Annotated in this window: 17 protein-coding genes; 4 read left to right on the top strand and 13 right to left on the bottom strand. The window is 66.0% G+C overall.

Features of this window, described 5'->3' with window-relative positions; genetic code table 11:
* Nucleotides 1-86: 86 nt before the first annotated feature.
* The 4 genes from AC0QC4_RS12350 to AC0QC4_RS12335 all read left to right on the top strand — a co-directional run bounded on the left by AC0QC4_RS12350 (nucleotide 87) and on the right by AC0QC4_RS12335 (nucleotide 3,885).
* The gene (locus AC0QC4_RS12350) at nucleotides 87-467 is read left to right on the top strand and encodes a hypothetical protein (protein WP_483660201.1); all 381 of its coding nucleotides are present in this window, start codon (nucleotides 87-89) and stop codon (nucleotides 465-467) included.
* A 52-nt stretch (nucleotides 468-519) separates the two neighbouring features.
* Nucleotides 520-1,974 carry a cysteine--tRNA ligase gene (cysS, locus tag AC0QC4_RS12345; protein WP_483660200.1) on the top strand — a complete coding sequence of 485 codons (1,455 nt, stop codon included), beginning with the start codon at nucleotides 520-522 and terminating at the stop codon, nucleotides 1,972-1,974.
* Between the two features lie 209 nt (nucleotides 1,975-2,183).
* The gene (leuD, locus tag AC0QC4_RS12340) at nucleotides 2,184-2,780 is read left to right on the top strand and encodes a 3-isopropylmalate dehydratase small subunit (protein ID WP_483660199.1); all 597 of its coding nucleotides are present in this window, start codon (nucleotides 2,184-2,186) and stop codon (nucleotides 2,778-2,780) included.
* 106 nt (nucleotides 2,781-2,886) lie between these two features.
* On the top strand, nucleotides 2,887-3,885 hold the full coding sequence (locus AC0QC4_RS12335; protein ID WP_483660198.1) for an NADPH:quinone oxidoreductase family protein: 999 nt from the start codon (nucleotides 2,887-2,889) through the stop codon (nucleotides 3,883-3,885).
* Nucleotides 3,886-3,971: 86 nt separating this feature from the next.
* On the opposite strand, the gene AC0QC4_RS12330 is transcribed toward AC0QC4_RS12335, so the two are convergent.
* The 13 genes from AC0QC4_RS12330 to AC0QC4_RS12270 all read right to left on the bottom strand — a co-directional run bounded on the left by AC0QC4_RS12330 (nucleotide 3,972) and on the right by AC0QC4_RS12270 (nucleotide 18,016).
* Entirely contained in the window at nucleotides 3,972-4,667 is a 696-nt protein-coding gene (locus tag AC0QC4_RS12330; RefSeq protein ID WP_483660197.1) for a nitroreductase, read from the bottom strand.
* Nucleotides 4,668-4,669: 2 nt separating this feature from the next.
* Nucleotides 4,670-5,572, bottom strand: a complete 903-nt coding sequence (locus tag AC0QC4_RS12325) for an RDD family protein (protein WP_483660196.1) — start codon at nucleotides 5,570-5,572, stop codon at nucleotides 4,670-4,672.
* On the bottom strand, nucleotides 5,569-6,594 hold the full coding sequence (locus AC0QC4_RS12320) for a stage II sporulation protein M (protein ID WP_483660195.1): 1,026 nt from the start codon (nucleotides 6,592-6,594) through the stop codon (nucleotides 5,569-5,571). The genes AC0QC4_RS12325 and AC0QC4_RS12320 overlap by 4 nt, the downstream gene beginning before the upstream one ends.
* Nucleotides 6,594-7,925 (bottom strand): DUF58 domain-containing protein, encoded by a 1,332-nt coding sequence (locus tag AC0QC4_RS12315; protein WP_483660194.1) that lies wholly within the window; start codon nucleotides 7,923-7,925, stop codon nucleotides 6,594-6,596. The genes AC0QC4_RS12320 and AC0QC4_RS12315 overlap by 1 nt, the downstream gene beginning before the upstream one ends.
* A gap of 56 nt (nucleotides 7,926-7,981) precedes the next feature.
* On the bottom strand, nucleotides 7,982-8,938 hold the full coding sequence (locus tag AC0QC4_RS12310; protein ID WP_483660193.1) for an AAA family ATPase: 957 nt from the start codon (nucleotides 8,936-8,938) through the stop codon (nucleotides 7,982-7,984).
* Entirely contained in the window at nucleotides 8,925-10,313 is a 1,389-nt protein-coding gene (locus tag AC0QC4_RS12305) for a DUF4350 domain-containing protein (protein ID WP_483660192.1), read from the bottom strand. The genes AC0QC4_RS12310 and AC0QC4_RS12305 overlap by 14 nt, the downstream gene beginning before the upstream one ends.
* Nucleotides 10,310-11,041: a DUF4129 domain-containing protein gene (locus AC0QC4_RS12300; protein WP_483660191.1), complete on the bottom strand. Its 732-nt coding sequence runs from the start codon at nucleotides 11,039-11,041 to the stop codon at nucleotides 10,310-10,312. The genes AC0QC4_RS12305 and AC0QC4_RS12300 overlap by 4 nt, the downstream gene beginning before the upstream one ends.
* Before the next feature lie 175 nt (nucleotides 11,042-11,216).
* Nucleotides 11,217-12,965 carry an N-acyl-D-amino-acid deacylase family protein gene (locus AC0QC4_RS12295; protein WP_483660190.1) on the bottom strand — a complete coding sequence of 583 codons (1,749 nt, stop codon included), beginning with the start codon at nucleotides 12,963-12,965 and terminating at the stop codon, nucleotides 11,217-11,219.
* 121 nt (nucleotides 12,966-13,086) lie between these two features.
* On the bottom strand, nucleotides 13,087-14,157 hold the full coding sequence (locus tag AC0QC4_RS12290) for a hypothetical protein (RefSeq protein WP_483660189.1): 1,071 nt from the start codon (nucleotides 14,155-14,157) through the stop codon (nucleotides 13,087-13,089).
* 232 nt (nucleotides 14,158-14,389) lie between these two features.
* Nucleotides 14,390-15,286, bottom strand: coding sequence for a class II glutamine amidotransferase (locus tag AC0QC4_RS12285; protein ID WP_483660188.1), 897 nt, complete (start codon nucleotides 15,284-15,286; stop codon nucleotides 14,390-14,392).
* Entirely contained in the window at nucleotides 15,286-16,239 is a 954-nt protein-coding gene (locus tag AC0QC4_RS12280) for a cyclic nucleotide-binding domain-containing protein (RefSeq protein ID WP_483660187.1), read from the bottom strand. Before AC0QC4_RS12280 ends, AC0QC4_RS12285 begins: the two co-directional genes overlap by 1 nt.
* Complete coding sequence (locus tag AC0QC4_RS12275) at nucleotides 16,236-16,733, bottom strand: hypothetical protein (RefSeq protein ID WP_483660186.1); 498 nt, start codon at nucleotides 16,731-16,733, stop codon at nucleotides 16,236-16,238. The genes AC0QC4_RS12280 and AC0QC4_RS12275 overlap by 4 nt, the downstream gene beginning before the upstream one ends.
* Complete coding sequence (locus AC0QC4_RS12270) at nucleotides 16,730-18,016, bottom strand: acyl-CoA dehydrogenase family protein (RefSeq protein ID WP_483660185.1); 1,287 nt, start codon at nucleotides 18,014-18,016, stop codon at nucleotides 16,730-16,732. The genes AC0QC4_RS12275 and AC0QC4_RS12270 overlap by 4 nt, the downstream gene beginning before the upstream one ends.
* Nucleotides 18,017-18,022: the final 6 nt, after the last annotated feature.

Here is an 18,022-nt window from a genome sequence, read left to right as displayed (position 1 = left end):
GTTACGTAGCCGTATCGATGAAGCGTTGCGCTGTTGCGACGGGCGGGGTAGCCTTCGTGCCGGAGGGGCGTCTCGGGGAATGACAGATGACTGTGATAATGAAGGGTCTCGTGCTGCTTTGGGCGGCATTCTTCGCCTACACCGGGGTGATGGGGCTGATTGATCCGGCAAGCTACGCTGCCATCGGCCTGCCTGAACTGGCTGGGGCGGCCAAAAACACCGTCCGCGCCGATCTTTCGGCCTTTTTCCTGGTTTCGGCCGGGGCCGCCGCCGTCGGCGCGCTGGCGCCGGGCAAGGCCGAATGGTTGCATGTGCCCGCCGCGCTGTTCGCCATGGCGCTGGTCGGCCGCGCCATCGGCGTCCTGCTCGGGGACCCGATCGACGACATCGTCCGCACCTCGATGATCGCAGAGGGCGTGTCGGTGGTGCTGCTGCTGATCGCCGCGCGCATCATAGACCGAAGCTGAGCCGTCCGCGCCCGATTGACGCAACGCCGCGGCTTGCGCCATGGGCGCGGGGATGACCGATACGTCCACCGCCGCGCCCTTGCGCCTGTTCAACGGCCTGACCCGCACGGTCGAGCCGTTCGTCCCCGTCCATGCCGGGGAAGCGCGCGTCTATAGCTGCGGGCCGACGGTCTATAACTATCCGCATATCGGCAACATGCGGGCCTATATCTTCGCCGACACGCTGGGGCGGGTGCTGAGCTTCAAGGGCTTTCAGCTCAGGCACGTGATCAACATCACCGATGTCGGACATCTGACCGACGATGCCGACGCCGGTGAGGACAAGATGGAGAAGATGGCGGCGGAGCGTGCGCAGTCGATCTGGGACATCGCACGCCATTATACCGAGGCCTATTGGGCCGATTTCCGCGCGCTCAATTGCCGCGAGCCGGCGCACTGGTCGATCGCCACGGACTATGTCCCGGCGATGATTGCCTTCGCCGAATCGATTGCCGACAAGCATTGCTACCAGCTCGACAGCGGCCTCTATTTCGACACCTCGACCGTCGCCGATTATGGCCGGCTGGCGCGCGCGGTGACCGAGGAGGGCGAAGGCCGTATCGAGGCGGTCGACGGCAAGCGCCATGCCGCGGACTTCGCCATCTGGCGCACCACCCCGCCGGGCGAGACGCGGCAGATGGAGTGGGATTCGCCCTGGGGCCGCGGCGCGCCGGGCTGGCACCTCGAATGCTCGGTGATGAGCCGCGAACTGCTCGGCCTGCCGTTCGACATCCACACCGGCGGCATCGACCATCGCGAAATCCACCACCCCAACGAGATTGCACAGAACCAGGCGGTGACGGGGTGCGGGAGCCTCGATTGCGCGGAACACAGCGGCGCGCGCATCTGGATGCACAATAATTTCCTGGTCGAACGATCGGGGAAGATGTCGAAGTCGTCAGGCGAGTTCCTGCGGCTGCAACTGCTGATCGACAAGGGCTTCCACCCGCTCGCCTACCGGATGCTCTGCCTGCAGGCGCACTATCGCAGCGAACTGGAGTTTTCGTGGGAGGGGCTGGCGGCAGCATTCGTGCGGTTAAAGCGGTTGGTGATGGGGGTGGAGACGCTGCGCGACCGGACTGGTAACGAAATGGTCGAAGCGTCTGCGATCACAGCGTTGGACGATGCCGTCTCGAACGATCTCAATACAGCCGTTGTGCTTACGTCACTTGAAGCGATCCTCTCCATGAAGAAGGTCGACGCCAAGGAGCGACTTGGGACAATCGCCAAAGTTGACACCGTCCTCGGCCTCAATCTTCTCACCCTCACCCGCGCCGCTCTGCGCATCCGGCCCAAATCCGCCACCATCACCGAGGACGAGATCGAAGCCATCCTCGCCGAGCGCAAGGCCGCACGGGCCGACAAGGATTTCGCCCGCTCCGACGCCCTGCGCGACAGCCTTATCGCGCAGGGCGTCGAGGTGATGGATGGCGATCCGCTGGGGTGGGACTGGCGGCTGGATATATGACCAGTCGAGGGGCAGGCGCGGCACAGGGTGATGGACTTGGGCCGGGCCGCTGCGCCGAGGCCTGCCTTGACCAAGGCAGATCGGATCCGTAGCCCTGCGCCTGCCGAACGGCGCTTGTCCGCCAAGCGTGCTTCGACAGGCGCCGCACTACGGCCCAATCACAGCGGGACAGGCGCTGGCCTCCCGCCAATGGACGCAGGAGAAACCGCATGACCCCCGTCTCCACCATCAGCGGCAGCGCGATTCCCTGGGGGCAGAAGAATGTCGATACCGACGTCATCATTCCCGCGCGCTGGCTGAAGACGGTCAGCCGCGAGGGGCTGGGCAAGGGCGCGTTCGAGAGCGTGCGGGCGGATGCCGACAATGTCATCGATGCAGGCCTTGCGGCGGGGGCGACCATCCTGATCGCCGGCGACAATTTCGGCTGCGGATCGAGCCGCGAGCATGCCGCCTGGGCCATCCTCGACCTCGGCATCAAGGCTGTGATCGCGCCATCCTTTTCCGACATCTTCTCTGGCAACGCGTTCAAGAACGGATTGCTGACCGTGGTGCTGCCGCAAGAGGTGATCGACCGGCTGCAGGCGGTCGCCGGCGAAGGACAGCCCGTGACCATCGACCTTGAGAACCAGGTGGTGACGACACCATTCCAGGACCGGTTCAGCTTTGCCATCGATCCGTTCCGCAAAATGTGTCTGATGGAAGGACTCGACGAGATCGGGCTGACCCTTGCGGAGGATGCAGCAATCGCGGGCTATGAGGCGCGGCGGGTAGCGGCGGAACCATGGCTGGTGCCGGCTCAGGCGTGACTTGCAATTCTTGTCATTCCCGCGAAGGCGGGAATCCAGCTGACATGGAATCAGATGGGTTCCCGCCTTCGCGGGAATGACGACAATGTGAATGGGAGAAAGATCGATGCGCGCATTATTGTCGACCGCCACCGGCGGACCCGAGACGCTGACCCTCGGCGATCTGCCGGCTCCTGCGGCCGATGCGGGCACTATCGTGATCGACGTGCATGCCTGCGCGATCAACTTCCCCGACACGCTGATCATCGAGGATCGCTACCAGTTCAAGCCGCCGCGCCCGTTCGCGCCGGGCGGCGAGGTGGCGGGGATCGTCGCCGCTGTCGGAGAGGGCGTGACGCACCTCAAGGTGGGTGACCGGGTGATCGCCGGGTGCGGCAATGGCGGGCTGGCCGAGCAGGTCGCGACCCGCGCCTCCAACGCCTATTTGCTGCCCGAAAAGTTCGGCTTCGCCGAAGGATCGGCGCTGCTGATGACCTATGGCACCTCCATCCACGCGCTGGTCGATCGCGGCCGGCTGAAGGCAGGAGAGACGCTGCTGGTGCTGGGCGCAGCCGGCGGTGTCGGCCTAGCCGCGGTCGAAATCGGCAAGGCGATGGGCGCACGGGTGATCGGCGCGGTGTCGAGCGAGGAAAAGGCCGCGCTGGTGCGTGAGGCGGGCGCGGACGATTGCATCGTCTATCCGCATCAGCCGTTCGACAAGGACCAGTCCAAGGCGCTGGCCGAACAGTTCAAGGCTGCGGTCGGGCCCGGCGGCGCGGACGTGATCTATGACGCGGTCGGCGGCGACTATGCCGAACCGGCGCTGCGTTCGATCGCCTGGGAAGGCCGCTTCCTGGTGGTCGGTTTCCCCGCCGGCATCCCGCGCCTGCCGCTCAACCTCACCCTGCTGAAGAGCTGCGACGTGTGCGGCGTGTTCTGGGGTGCCTTCACCATGCGCGAGCCGGACCGCAACCGCGCGCATATCGCGCAGCTGTTCCACTGGTGGGACGAAGGCAAGATCGCGCCGCGCGTCACCGGTACCTATCCGCTCGAGCGCGGCGGCGAAGCCATTGCCGCACTGGGCGACCGCAAGGCCGTGGGCAAGCTGGTGGTGGAGGTTCGGTAGTCGCGTCGCCCCGGACGTGATCCGGGGCCGCTATCGGCGGGGTGCCCGTTTACAAGCGGCCCCGGGTCGAGCCCGGGGCGACGGCATCACTCGACCCCGAACCAGCGCACCACTTCATCGAGCGGCGCGCGGTCGACCGGGAAGGTGTTGACCGGCGCCTCGGCATCGCGCCAGCCGATCGCCAGACCCGAATAGATGATCTGCTCGTCATCGAGGCCGAGGTGGTCGCGGATGGTCTTGCCATAGACCGACCAGGCCTCCTGCGGGCAACTGTCCAGCCCGGCTTCGCGCAGCAGCAGCATCACCGATTGCAGCCAGATGCCCATGTCCGCCCATTGCGGCGGGCCCATGAATTTGGGGCAGTGGACGAACAGCGCCACCGGCGCGCCGAACCCTGAAAAGTTGAGTGCCATCGCCGCATCGCGCGCGGCGCGGTCCTGCCGCTCGATGCCCATCGCCGCATACATGGCGTGGGCGACGCCATGGCGACGGCTGGTCCACGGATCGGTCAGATCGGCCGGGTAGATGACATATTCGGGCTGAAGGCCGGTGAAGCCCATCGCCCGCCGCTCACCCACCTTGTCGATCAAGGCTGCGAGCGATTCCCCGCCGACGACGCTGACCATCCACGGCTGGACATTGCCGCCGGACGGCGCGCGCTGCGCCGTTTCCAGGATGCGGCGCAACAGGGCCGGGTCGACGGGCCGGTCGGCAAAAGCGCGGATCGAGCGGCGCGACAGCATCGCCTCGGTCACGCTGGCAGCGGCTGGAACGTCAGTCATGTCTAAACCTCATATTTGTTCTCCCGGCGTTTGCCGAACAAGAGGTCACGCTCCATGCGCGCCCGGGCCTGGCGGTAATAGGCCAGCAGAAACACGCGATCGTCCTCGATAATCGGCCGGCCGATCTTGGCGCGGATGGTATCGGCGACCACCATCATCGATTTCTGCTCGCCGCGCCGCAGCACCTTCTCCAGTTCCTGCAGCTCGAACACCCCATAGACCGAAAGCTCGGCAGCGGTGAACTGCGGCTCACCGGGCTGGACGCTGCTCTCCGCCAGATCCTGCGCCATCTTCTGCCGCCGCGCCACCACCACCCAGGTACCGCCGACCAGATCGCCCAGCCGCATCCTGTCCTTGTTGAACAGCAGGAACAGGCTCATCGCCAGCATCCACAGCAGACCGGCAACAACAAGGCCGGTGGTGACCAAATCCTCTATCGCCGCGCCGATCAGCATCTGGAGCGGCAAATATAGTTCGACCTCGCGCACCAAATTGCGCGCCACCACCGACGCAACGGTGAGCTGGCCGCCATCGCGGGCGACGACGCGGATGCCGACCACGCGCTTGCCCGGCGTCGCGGAGCGCGGACCCAATTCGAAACCGACGAACCAGAAATTGCGCAGCAGGAAAAAACCAAGCATCCAGACAATCAGCACGATGCTGGCGGCACCGTCATTCTGCTGGGCAAAGGCGGTATACGCGAGGATAATCCACGCGACGATCAGGATAATCAGCATCAGAAGCAGATCGAGCGCCAGCGCGCCGAACCTGAGTCCGGCGCTGGCGATCTCCAGCTGCAGATCGGTGCCTTCGGGGGTGATGAATGTACGCTTCTTGCTGCGGCGGGTAGCGGCAAATCGGGATGCGTGCGCGGCCGCGCTTTTGACGGGTGCGGGGCTGTTCATGCGGTCGCCCGCTTCCGGCGTGGTGCGTAGAAATAGGCCAACCAAAAGACGAGGAACGTCCCGCCAACGGCGAAGCGCAACTCAATCGATTGTATCAACTGTCGCCCGAATCCTTCGAGCAACCCGGCAAGCAACAGCATCAGGATGACGCCGATCATCGCTGCGCCGCTGGCCTTGCCCGCTTCGGATGCCGCCGCCATCCGCGATCGTGCGCCGGGGAAGGCACAGGCGAAGCCGACACGCAGACCAGCCGCACCGGACAGTACCGCTGCGAATAATTCGGTGGTGCCATGGATCGACAGCCAGGCGAGGAAGTCCACCCCCAGGCCCGCATCAAAAAATACCCACAACAGCGCACCGAGCGGGACGCCCTGATAAAATTCGAGGATCATCGTCGGGACGCCAAAGGCAAAGCCGAGCGCGTAGGACAGAATCGAGACGCGACTGTTGTTGGTGAACAAATAGGTGGCGAAAATATGCAGGCTGCTCTTCTCCTCGTCTTCCAGCCCGTAGATGGTGTCGCGCAGCGCCTCCGTACCGGCACCGGGCGTGCGCCCGCCGGCCAGCTCTTCAGGCATCAGCCGGTCGAACCAGACCGGATCGCTGGCGACCAGCGACCAGCTGGTGGCGACGCCGAGCAGCAGCAGGATGGCGATGACCAGCGTTTCCTTCCACAGGCTGCGCACCGCGGCGGGCCAGCCATAAGCGAAGAAGCCGACGATGCGGCGCAGCCGTGACTCTCGTATGCCGTAGAGCAGAAAATAGCCGCGCGTCGCCAAGCCTTCGAGATAGTCGACCAGGGCCGCGTCCAGATTGGTGGCGCGGGCGAGGCTGAGCGAGGACAGGGTGGCGCGATACAGGCGTGGCATCGCCACCAGCTCCTCGTCGGTGAGGCGGCTGATCGAACCTTTCTCGAGCCGCAGCACCAATGCTTCGAAGGCGTGCCAGTCGCTTTCCCGTTCCCTGCGGAAAGCAGCGGTCGAATAGCCGACGGCGGGCGCGGCAGAGGCGGTGGCGGGCATCAGATCATCCCCTGGCGCTTGATGCGGATGTAGGTGGCCAGCAAACCGGCGGCGAGGCCCTGCGGCGGCACCTCCAGCACATGCGCGCCCATGCGCCGCAGCCGGGCGAGCACGACGCGGCGGTCGCGCAGCAGCTCGGCGGCGATGGTGGCGCCAGCCACATCGTCCGCAGTGGCGGGTACGCGTGCCGAGATATTCTCCAGCTCGCTGTCGGTCATCACCACGAACAGCAGCAGATGCTTGGCCACCAGCCGTTCGGCGGCGCGGATCATCAACTCGGCGCTGGTCGCATCGGCGAATTCGGTGAAGAGCACGATCATTGCCCGGCGCTTGAGCGCGGCGCCGATGCTGGCGAGGCCGAGGGTGAAGTTGGTTTCCTCTGCGGCATAATCGATATCGGCAGCGGCGCGGCGCAGCTGCGCGAAATCGGCGAGGCGGACATATTCGCGCCCCGTGACCCTTGGCCGCGCGGCGAAGCTGGCGAGGCTGACGCGGTCTTCCAGCCTGAGCGCGACATAGCCCAGTGTCAGCGCGGCAGAGACTGCGCGGTCGAGCCGGGGCTCCGAAACGCCGTCCGGAGTCACCAGCGGATCGGACATCATCCGCCCGGAATCGATGGCAAGGACGATGCGGTTGTCGCGCTCGGTCTCGAACTGCTTGGCGAGCAGATCGGCGTGGCGGGCGGATTGCTTCCAGTCGATCGCGCGCCGGTCGAGCCCCGGCATGAAGCGAACCAGCGATTCGAACTCGCTGCCCTCGCCCAGCCGCGCGTTGAGCCGCTGGCCGATCTGCGCATCGCGCGCGAACAGCTTTGCACCGTCCTCACGCACCGCGCGGATAGAGGGGACGACACGCACCTCGCGATCGATGGCGATGCGGCGCTGCTTGCGGGCAAAGCCCAGCGGCCCCGTCCAGCCTACCCACGCAGCGACGATATGGGCCAGCCCCCGCTTTGCCGCGGTGAGCGTGAACGCCGAGCCGGCATTGGCACCGTCTGCCGCCAGCGGGGCATCGAGCCGCCCGCCGGGCGCGACCAGCAGGTCGGCATCGACAGAGATGCGCGCGGACGGCGGCACGCCGGCGCCTCGCGTATCGACCGCAAGCTCGAGCGGGAACGGCTCTCCCACGCCCACGGCGGGCGGAACCGACACCGCGAGCCGCACGCGGCCGAGCGGCGCGGCAGCGAGCGCGTCGAAGATGAACAGGCCCAAGCCCAGCCCCGCCCAGGCCGCCGCCGCCCACCACAGGTCCGGCCGGTACAGGCCGAGCGCCAGCGCCAGCGGCGCGCCGATGGCAATAAAGGCAATGACACGGGCGGTGGGCGCAATCACGGCGTCAGCTCTCCGCTATCCACCACAGGGCAACGCAAGCAGGCGGATGGGGTGCATCACCTCGGCGCTTCCACCGATGCGACGAGATCGGCAACGATGGCGTCGATCTGCCGTCCGTCGATCTCGGCCGATGGAGAGAGCAGCAGCCGATGGCGCAGCAGATCGGGCGCGAGGCTCTGGACGTCGTCGGGGATGACATAGCCCCGTCCCTGCAGCGCCGCCTGCGCTGCGGCTGCGCGCGCGAGCAGGGCACCGGCGCGCGGCGATGCGCCGCTCGCCAGATCGGGCGTTTCCCGGGTCGCGCGGATCAGCGAGACGACATAGGCGGAAATTTCGGGCGCCATGGTCACACCGGCCACGCTGGCGATGGCTGCCTCGAGCGCTGCGGCATCGGCGACGGCGGTCACGCCCATGCGGTCGGCATCGATCCGTTCGAACAGGCTGCCATGCGAGGCGACGATCTTCTCTTCCTCGGCCCGATCCGGATAGGGGATGGCGAGCTTGAACAGGAAGCGGTCGAGCTGCGCCTCGGGCAGCGGATAGACGCCCTGGCTCTCGATCGGGTTCTGCGTCGCGACCACGGTGAAGCGCTGGCTCAGGCTGTGCGTTTCTCCATCGAGCGTGACGCGCCGTTCCTGCATAGCCTGCAGCAGCGCCGCCTGCGTCTTGGGCGGGGTGCGGTTGATTTCGTCCGCCAGCAGCATTTCCGTGAACACCGGCCCGCGCGTGAGCGTGAAGGTCGAGGTCTGGAAATTGAACAGGTTGGAGCCGAGGATATCGCCCGGCATCAGATCGGGCGTGAACTGGATACGCCCGAATTGCAGGCCGGAGGCGCGCGCGAAGCTTTGGGCAAGCAGGGTCTTGGCGGTACCCGGGGGGCCTTCCAGCAGGACATGGCCGCCCGCCATCAGGGCGACCAACAGGCGATCGACGACCTTCTTCTGGCCGACCACCGCCTTACCGACCTCTGCGGTAATGCGCTGGCCGAGTTCGGCGACTTCAGTGACTGTCACGCAATATGTCCTTTCGCCAACGGCCGAGCGCCTGCGCGCCGGCCACGATGTCATTGACCGACCGTGCCCGTTCGAGCGCGGCGGCGAGTTCCGAAAAAGTGCGGCCCTGACTGTCGATGAAGCGATCGAGCCAGCGGTCGAGCGCAGCGCCGGCGAGCCCGGTCGGCGCGTGCAGCCGGTGTGCCGCCGCTTCGCGCACCATCGCCACATAGCGATCGGCAAAGCCGGGCAGGCGGCGCGCCTGGACGATCAGCAAGGCGCTGTTGGCCACCAGCGCCGCCTTGCCGAAGGCGATCGCGCGCAGTTCGCGCAGCGGCGGGCCGAAGCGCACGAACCCTTGCCAGAGGGCCAGCAGTCCGGCGATGACCAGGCACATGGTCAGGCCAAGAAAGGGCGGAGTGAGGGCCAGCCGCAGCAGCGAACGATCCGATGCGCCGAGCCCGTTCATCGTCACGTCGAAGGTCACGCCTTCGTCGGCGGTGCCCAGCGCATCGAGCAGCGCGACCGCGGCGGTGGCGCGGGCGGGATCGGCCATGCCGATATTGTTGAGGATGTCGGGATCGGACAGCACGTAAATGGTGCGCCCCGGCAGGGGACCTGTCGATTCCTCGTAAAGCCCGGTGTCGGGGTTGAAGCCGGACTCGCCATCGTCATCGGCGCTGTCTCCGACCGGCTGGTCCCAGATCGCCAGCAAGCTGCCATCGCCAAGCGGCAGCACCGGCGTAAAGCGATCCCCGGAAATGGCGCGGGGGCGGTGGCGGGCGACCGGCACCGTGATGCTGCGCCCGGCGACCAGCCCGCTGACTCGTGCCGGCGCGCTGGCGACAGGCAACAGCCGGTGCGGGCCGAGCGCCGCCCCGTTCGACATCGTCGGCATCACCGGCACATCGGCCATGGCGTCTTCGTCACCCCCTGCGGTGTCCGACGGAGTGGGCTGCAGCGGACCATCGTCACCCATGCCGGGAAAATGCTGCACCCAGCCGCGGCGCTGCTTGTGCGGGGCGACGAACCATTTCGGCACCACGATCAGCACATTGCGCTGCGGATAGCGCGACAGGGTGTCGGTGAGCGAAGCCGCGCCGAAGCCGCCATCGAGCGTCAGGACCAGCAGGCCCTGCTGGCTGCGCTGGACCGGAAATTCGGCGATGCGGCGGCCGATCTGCACATCGTCCCCGCGCTGCCGCACCACCTCGACCAGCGCAGAATAGCCGATGGCGCTGCGCGACAGGGCATGTGCGCGCCCATTCTGTCCATTCGACAATTCGGGCGAGAAAGCGGTGAGCAGCCAGTAGCCGATGAAGCCGAGGATGGCGGCGACGATGACCGCGCCGATCAGGCGCGGATCGAACGTGCGGCCGGACGCGGCGCCGCTCATGCCGCACGCGCCCGCCAATGCTCGCCGAAGGCGAAGGCTTCATAAGCGGCGCGGGCCTGCTGCCAGTCCGGCTCGGCCAGTGCCCGGCGCGCCCAGCGGCTGCGCTCCACGGCTTCGGCGATGCGGCCGAAAGCAGCGCGGGCGGCGTCGGGCAGATCGCGCATCGCAGCGATGGCGCGGGCGGTCAGCGCCGGCTTGAGCAGGCCGGGACGGCGCGAGTGGATGTCTTCAAGGCTGCGCCCGAGCAGCAGATGCACCGCCTCGTCGAACCGGCCGGAGGCGGCGAGCGCATCGGCCTCCGCCAGCAGATTGCGCGCGGCGGTATGATCGGGCTGCCAGGCATCGTCGGCGGAGTCTTCTCCCCCGCGCCGTCCGCGCAGTCTGGCGATGGCGTTGTCGACCGTCTCCCGCACCACCGGCACGAACAGATAGAGGAGGAACAGCAGGAAGGCGCCGATGAGAATCCAGCCCAGCACGGTCACGCCCTGCTTGCCGCCCTTGCCCAGCCACTCGAAAAAGTCGCCCAGCACGCGCGCCAGCCAGCCGGGCTTGGGGATCGGGGGCGCGGGCGCGATGGCGAACTGATGGCTGCCATCTGCCTTCAGCTCGGCGATGGTGTCGGCAATGCGCGGGTCGACCGCAGGCTGCGCCGGCGCAACAGCGGTCGCAGGCGGACGCGCAGCAACCGGTGAGGCCACCACCGCCGCGAACGCAAGGGCGAATGCCATTATTGATGCAGAGCCTCGCCCGGTCATTACACGATGAATGCCGTTGCCGGTGAACAATGGCAAGACGAGCCTAAGAATAATGTGTCCCGCTGCGTACCAGCGCAACTAGGGTCAGGACCCGTTAAATGCGTGTTTGACGCGGTGAAATGGATCCTGACCGTGGATGGCAGCGGCGCTATTCGGCGGCCAAAGCCATTTCTGCTGGCTGCGGCCCGCGGATGACACCGCCCGGCGTCGGCCCCTGCATCACGCCCTCGCGGAAGGTGATCTGCCCCGACTTGATCGTCGCGACATAACCTTCGGCCCTTTGCAGCAAGCGCTTGCCGCCCGCCGGCAGATCGAAAGCCAGCCACGGCTTGCCGAGCTTGAGCCGATCGAGATCGATGACATTGACGTCGGCAAGCAGGCCCGGCTGCAACAGCCCGCGGTCATGCAGGCCATAGAGCACCGCCGTATCGCGGCACTGGCGCCGGATCGCGTTTTCGAGGCTGATCCGCTTTTTCTTGCGGTCCCGCACCCAGTGCTGGAGCATGAAGGTGGGCGAGGCCGCATCGCAGATGGTACCGCAATGCGCACCGCCATCCGACAGCGAGTTGACGGTATCATCGCTTTCCTGAAGCGCTTCGAGGAAATCGAGATTGCCGTCGCGATAGTTTAGAATGGGGAAGTAGATGAAGCCCTTGCCCTCGTCCTTCATCAGCAGGTCATAGGCATATTCGGCGCCGGAAACACCGGCTGCGGCAGCGCGAGCGGCGATGCTTTCCGATGCGGTCGGTTCATAATTGAAGTCCGGATCCATCTCGAACTGGACCGGCCAGCCGCCCGCGACGACGTGGAGCAGATCGACGACGTCGGATTCGGGGAAGACATTGTCTTCCGCCAGCATCCGTGCCTTGAAGGCGGGGTCCTTGAGCCGGGCGAGCTGCTGCTCCCATGGCAGCGCCTCAATCTCGACCCAGGCGGGCTTGAAGCGGAAGGGATGCACTGTCCCCTGCCACGCCATGACAATGCCGTTGCCGCGCAGCGCGATCTGCGCGACGATGTTCGCGCCATTTGCGTTCTGTGCGCGCATCTCGCTGATCTGCTCTTCCAGCGGCATTTCCTTGGCGATGCTCTGCAGGGCGGCAAAGGTGACCGGCAGGCCGGTTTCGCGGCTCAATTGCCCCATCCAGCCGAATTCGCCCCAGTCGCGCTTCATGTCCGACGCCATTTCGAACACGCCATAGCCGACCCGGCCCATCGCCCGGCCGATGCCGATCAGTTCCTCCTTGGTGGCGGTGGTCCCGGGGACGACCTCTCCATCTATAGACTTGTGGAGAATGGTGCGGCTGGTCGAGAAGCCGAGCGCGCCGGCGCGCAACCCTTCCTCGACGATCTTCGACATCTGCGCGATGTCGGTTTCGGTCGGCACCGCGCCCGGCCGCTCGCGCTCGCCCAGCACATAGGCGCGCACCGCGCCGTGGGGCACATGCGTGCCAACGTCGACGGTGCGCGGCAGCTTTTCCAACGCGTCGAGATATTCGGGGAACGTCTCCCAGTCCCAGGTCATCCCTTCGGCCAGCGCGGTGCCGGGAATATCCTCGACCCCTTCCATCAGGCCGATCAGCCAGTCATGCTTGTCGGGCTTGGCCGGCGCGAAACCAACGCCGCAATTGCCCATGACCACGGTGGTGACGCCATGCCAGGACGACGGCGCCATCTCCGCATCCCAGGTCGCCTGGCCATCATAATGGGTGTGGATGTCGACAAAGCCGGGCGTGACGATCTTGCCGGTGGCGTCGATCTCCTCGCGCCCCCTGCCCTTGACCTCGCCCACCAGGCTGATGCGGTCCCCGTCTATGGCGACATCGCCGGCGAAGGGCTTGCCGCCGGTGCCATCGACGATGGTGCCACCGCGAATGACCAGATCATGGACTGTGTTCACAAGCCTCTCTCCTGCCTGACTTTGTTCTGGCAGTCATGCTGCCATAAACCTGCCCACAGGGAAAGCGCCGATGCCGCACGCCGTCAGGCGGAGACGGCGTGCGACATCGGCATCCCGGCCTTTAGAGCAGGGAATCGTCGGGCAGCGTTGCCGGCGGGTTGGCGACGAAGAAGGCGAGATCGTCGAAGCCGAAGTAATCGTTGGTCAGCGGGTTGTCGTCGTTCGAATCGAACTCGAGCCGACGCAGGCCGACCAGCTCGCCCTGCAGGAAGGTGAAATCCTGCGCAGTGAAACGATCGACGCTGATGGTGAATTCGCCCACCAGCTGGGTGCCGGCCTCATCGGCATAGCCCCGAATGACGATGTCGAGATCGTCGCGGAAGGCCGACGCGAAGGAGCCGCCGAGGAAGTCGAACGCGACGTCGTTGGTGATGACCACCGGCGCACCAGCGGCCTGCCCTTCGTAGCCCGACACTTCGTTGCCATTGGCTTCGGCTATGAACGCCAGATTGTCACCGGATGTGTTGGCATACCCGGGGATGGAGCCGTCGGGATCATAGACGCCGGTCTGCGAGAAGCTGAAGCCGTCATAGTCGAGCAAGACCGCTTCCGATCCATTGCCAAGATCGATGGCGTCGAAATCGAGCACGGTGTTGGCGGTGAGGCTGTAGGTGAGATCGTCGATGCCGAAATAGTCGAGCGTCGCGCCATTGCCGTCATTGCCGTCGAACTCGACCCGCAGCGCCCCCGCAAAGGTGCCGAAGTCGAGGCCATCGGCAAAGGATACCAGCGCTTGGTCACCGAGGCCGACGACCACGGTTTTCTGACCGATCAACACCTGGCCGGCCGCATCGGCATAGGCACGGATGACAATGGTCTGGGCGGTCTGGAAAGCAGACGACAGGCGCACCGATTCCAGCTCGAACGCCTGTTCGCGGATCAGCGTGAGCGGACTGCCGGGTGCGGCATCGTCATATCCGGCAATGTCCTGCCCGCCGGCTTCGGCAACGAACAGCAGGTTCTGCCCAGAAGTCGCGGCATAGCCGGGAATAGCGCCGTTGGGGTTGTAAACACCGGCTTGCAACCAGGTGAAACCGCCGAACCCGTCTGGGATGCGGGTCTCCGCGCCTTCGCTGAGCAGGATCTGTTCGAAGTTGAGGGTCGTGCGGCTGAGTTGGGCAATCTGCACCATGATTTCGCTCCTATTGCTGTGCGCAAAGCGCATTGCCCAATAGGTAAGGCCAGCCGGGATTATGAAGGAAAATCCGATGGTTATCGAATTCTTAAGATCGATTTCAGCAAAATGCGGCAAGCGGCGCGGGCCACGATTGCGTTAACCACGCAGAGCCGCTGCGAGCCAAGAATCGCTGCCCGGACGCTTTCAGTTTATTGCGCGCGTGACATAATCTGCCGCGCTTTCTGCGTTACACGTCGATGGGCACCACCCGCCGCTTGCCGCCGTCCACCAGCAAGGCGCTGTATTCCGGCACCTCCACCCAGGTCGACACGTCGCGCGTCAGCGGCTCGCTGGCGATGATCGTCGCCGGCCCGGAGCCGCCGGTCATCTTCCACTCGCCATCGGCATGGCCATAGCGCGCACCGAGCGTGTACCACAGGCTGAGAAACTCGATGCCGCCCTGGAACGGTGGCTTCTCGAATACTCCGAAATCAAAGGTGAAGCGCACACCGATGAGGTTGCGGCCATCGGCGATGGTGAGATTGACCGAGGACGAGCGGCGGATACCCAGCCGGTCGCGCACTTCCCGGATGATGGACAGCGCCCGGTCGATCGCACGCAGTATCTCATCGGCGGTGAAGGGGCCGGCGGGGTCGGACAGGCCGGACAAGATCAGCGCATGCAGCCAGGCGCTGTCAGTCATCGCCGGGATGGCGCGGCGGATGTCCGGCCGGATATGCTCGACCAGATCGTAGCGCATCGCCGCGAAATCGGCGAGATCGCCATTATGCGCCATCACTAGTGGCGAGCCCGGCATGCGGAAGGGATGCAGACTCTCCCGGTTGACCGCAACTTGGCCCGAATAGGGGATGCCGCGAAGGTGCGCGACCGCCATGCGGACGTTGAGCTTGGCCGCCAGGCTGCGCAGATTGGGATCGAAGATCGCCACCTCGGTCGAGCGGAACAGCAGCGGCTGAACGGGATCGGCCATGCCATCGTCCCACGCGGCAAGACCGAAGCCGGCAAGATTGAGCATGGCCAGCATTTTGGCATCGATCACCTGGTGCACCAGGCTTGAATCGGGCTGGACGATGAGTTGGTCGAGCAGCACCGGCGGACCGGCATAGGCCAGCATCCTGCACATCAGCCCTGCTCCCCGTGCAGGCGACCGAGGAGGCGCGACAGGCGCCGCAAATCGCGCACCAACTGGGCATCGATGGCGGCAAACAGCTTGCGGCCGATTGGGGTCGCACCGCCGCGCAGCGCTTCGAAGGCCGAACGGCCGAGGAGGAGCAGCACGGCATCCTCTCGCACGTCCCGGATCAGGTCCGAGCGCCGGTCGTCGAGCATCGCGGCCACGCCCGAGACACTGCCGGGCCCGTGCAGCAGAAGCTGCTCGATGCCGCCAGCGGCATGGGCGACGCCGACGCGGATCGCGCCGCGCGCGACGATCAGCATATGGCCCGCGGATTGGCCGGCCGGGCAGAGCAAAGTGCCGCGCGGAGCATGAACGATGCGTGCCATCGCCTCGATCTGCGGCCATTCCTCGGCACGCAGCTGGTCGAAGCCAGGAAAGCTGCCGAGCAAGGCCGAAAGATCGCGCGCGGCGACTGTTTCCGGCATCGGCGCTGTACCAAGTGCGCGGGCGGTGCCAGCGCCACGACCCAAGGCCAAGGCAATGTCGCCGACGGTCGCTCGCGTTCGCTCCGCGACCTCGCAGCGCAGCCGGTCGGTCACGGCGAGCGCTGCCGGATCGCCGCTGGCGGCAAGCGCGCTGAAATGCTCGCGGGCGATGCGGCGGACAACCAGCGGGCCGATCGCTGTCGCCGTCGCCGAGCGCGGCGCGGGATCGAGCAGGCTGAAGGCGCCGGCCATATCGCCCGGCCCCAGTCGCGCCAGTTCCACCATGCCGTCGCCCGGCGTGCGCCCCGTCAACCGCAGTTCCCCGCTCTCTATCAGGTAAAGCCCGGTCGGGGAGTCGCCCTGCCGGAACAACCTGTCCCCCGCCGCCAAAGTGAGCGCAGGCTGGTCGACGCCGAGCGCCGCAAGAGCGGCGCTGTCCAACCCGGCCAAGACAGGGAAGAGCGTCGGGATCATTGCGGTGTTTCGTCCCGGGTGCAGTCCGCACCTCGACCAAGCATCCACATCGTGCCGTACATATGGTGGGTCGGGCCATGATCGGCCCAGAAGCGATGGTCGAATGGTACTTCGACCATTGTTCCTTCCCCCGTTTCTCCCGGCAACGCCAGCCTGAAGCGACAGGTGGCGGTGCTCTCGTCGCTGTTGGTGTAGCGGCAGTCGAGGGCGGACACACGATAGTCCGGCAGGGGTAACCCGGCAGGCGCGCTGATCCGGTCCTGCACCGCGCAAGAGCGCGCCACCTCTTCCACCGTCGGCAGTGCGCAAGCGGGGGGCATCTGGCGATAGCGTGCGGGCCGCCCCGTCATCATCGCCAACTGCACGCCGCACTCGCGCGGGATACGCAGCGCGCTGGTATCGAGCGGCAGGAAGCCGGGCTGCATCCGGCTGCAGCCGACACACGACATCAATGTCAGGGCGGCGGCAAGCATCGTGCTGCCGCCCTTGTTCACGCGAACAGCGCCTTGCGCGGCCCGAGATAGCCGAACAGATAGGCCGCCACCTTGCGCATCTGGATCTCCTCCGCGCCCTCGGTGATACGATAGCGGCGGTGGTGGCGATAGATATGTTCGAACGGCTTGTGCCGTGAATAGCCGATGCCGCCGTGCACCTGCATCGCCCGGTCCGCCGCCTCGCACACCAGCCGGTTCGCCCAATAATTGCACATGCTGATCTTGTCGCTGAGCTCATGTTCGATGGCGCTGTGCTCCATATGGTCCATCTCCCACGCGGTCTTGTAGATCAGCATGCGCAGCATCTCGCACTGCGTCGCCAGCTCGACCAGCGGAAACTGGATCGCCTGATTGCGCGCCAGCTCCTCGCCGAACGGTTTGCGGGCTCGGGCATATTTCACGCTCTCCTCGACGCAGAAGGTCGCTGCGCCCAGCGAGGATGCTGCCTGGCGGATGCGGTTCTGGTGGACGAAGCTCTGCGCGAGGGAGAGGCCGCGCCCTTCGACACCCAGAATCGCGCTGTCCGGCACCCAGACGTTGTTGAAGCTCAGCCGGGGATGGTCCGTCGGCATGTTGAAGGTCCACAGATATTCCTCGATTCTAAGCCCCGGCGAGGGGTTGGGGACGAGGAAGCAAGTGATGCCGCGCGCATCGCCATCCTTGCCCGATGTGCGGGCGAAGGTGGCGCAGTGGGTCGCGACATGCATGCCGGTGATCCACATTTTCTCGCCATCGATGCGCCAGCCATCGACGCCGTCGCGCGTCTCGCGCACCGCCCGGGTTTCCATATGGGTGGCGTCGGAGCCGTGATGCGGCTCGGTCAGGCCGAAGGCGGTGCGCCGTTCACCGGCAAAGCCGCCGAGGATGAACTCCTGTTTCTGCTCCTCGGTGCCCCATTCCTCGAACATGGCGACGAAGGGGAAGTTGCCGACGATGCTGTGCTCGTTCTGCAGGTCGTTGTGCAGGCCCAGCCCCCTGGCTGCGAACCGGTCCCGGATCACCGCCATCCACAGATTGCTGCCATCCTTGCCACCATATTTCTTGGGCGCCGAGAAGCGCCAGTGCCCCGCCGCATCGGCCTTGCGGGTCGCGGCGCGGAGCAGTTGCTCCCAGTCATGGCGCGGCAGCCCGCCCTGCTCGAAGTCGGTGCGCGCCCATTCGCGGCGATGGTCGAAGAAGCGGATATTGTCGTCCGCCTGCTCCAGCGGTCTGATCTCGGCGGCGATGAAGGCGTCAAGCTCGTCCAGATAGGCGAGCAGATCCTGCGGCAGGCTGAAATCCATGTCTCT

Source organism: Sphingomonas sp. jy18 (genome assembly GCF_056931895.1).
The sequence above is the reverse complement of the archived record's forward strand: the minus strand, read 5'-3'. Positions and strand labels throughout refer to the sequence as shown.

What these genes read in the sequence shown, in the direction of transcription:
- AC0QC4_RS12290 (WP_483660189.1), bottom strand. Translation starts at nt 14,157, where the DNA reads ATGGTGCAGATTGCCCAACTCAGCCGCACGACCCTCAACTTCGAACAG.
- cysS (WP_483660200.1), top strand. Translation starts at nt 520, where the DNA reads ATGACCGATACGTCCACCGCCGCGCCCTTGCGCCTGTTCAACGGCCTG.
- AC0QC4_RS12280 (WP_483660187.1), bottom strand. Translation starts at nt 16,239, where the DNA reads ATGATCCCGACGCTCTTCCCTGTCTTGGCCGGGTTGGACAGCGCCGCT.
- AC0QC4_RS12350 (WP_483660201.1), top strand. Translation starts at nt 87, where the DNA reads ATGACTGTGATAATGAAGGGTCTCGTGCTGCTTTGGGCGGCATTCTTC.
- AC0QC4_RS12320 (WP_483660195.1), bottom strand. Translation starts at nt 6,594, where the DNA reads ATGCCCGCCACCGCCTCTGCCGCGCCCGCCGTCGGCTATTCGACCGCT.
- leuD (WP_483660199.1), top strand. Translation starts at nt 2,184, where the DNA reads ATGACCCCCGTCTCCACCATCAGCGGCAGCGCGATTCCCTGGGGGCAG.
- AC0QC4_RS12325 (WP_483660196.1), bottom strand. Translation starts at nt 5,572, where the DNA reads ATGAACAGCCCCGCACCCGTCAAAAGCGCGGCCGCGCACGCATCCCGA.
- AC0QC4_RS12285 (WP_483660188.1), bottom strand. Translation starts at nt 15,286, where the DNA reads ATGTGCAGGATGCTGGCCTATGCCGGTCCGCCGGTGCTGCTCGACCAA.
- AC0QC4_RS12270 (WP_483660185.1), bottom strand. Translation starts at nt 18,016, where the DNA reads ATGGATTTCAGCCTGCCGCAGGATCTGCTCGCCTATCTGGACGAGCTT.
- AC0QC4_RS12335 (WP_483660198.1), top strand. Translation starts at nt 2,887, where the DNA reads ATGCGCGCATTATTGTCGACCGCCACCGGCGGACCCGAGACGCTGACC.
- AC0QC4_RS12300 (WP_483660191.1), bottom strand. Translation starts at nt 11,041, where the DNA reads ATGGCATTCGCCCTTGCGTTCGCGGCGGTGGTGGCCTCACCGGTTGCT.
- AC0QC4_RS12305 (WP_483660192.1), bottom strand. Translation starts at nt 10,313, where the DNA reads ATGAGCGGCGCCGCGTCCGGCCGCACGTTCGATCCGCGCCTGATCGGC.
- AC0QC4_RS12330 (WP_483660197.1), bottom strand. Translation starts at nt 4,667, where the DNA reads ATGACTGACGTTCCAGCCGCTGCCAGCGTGACCGAGGCGATGCTGTCG.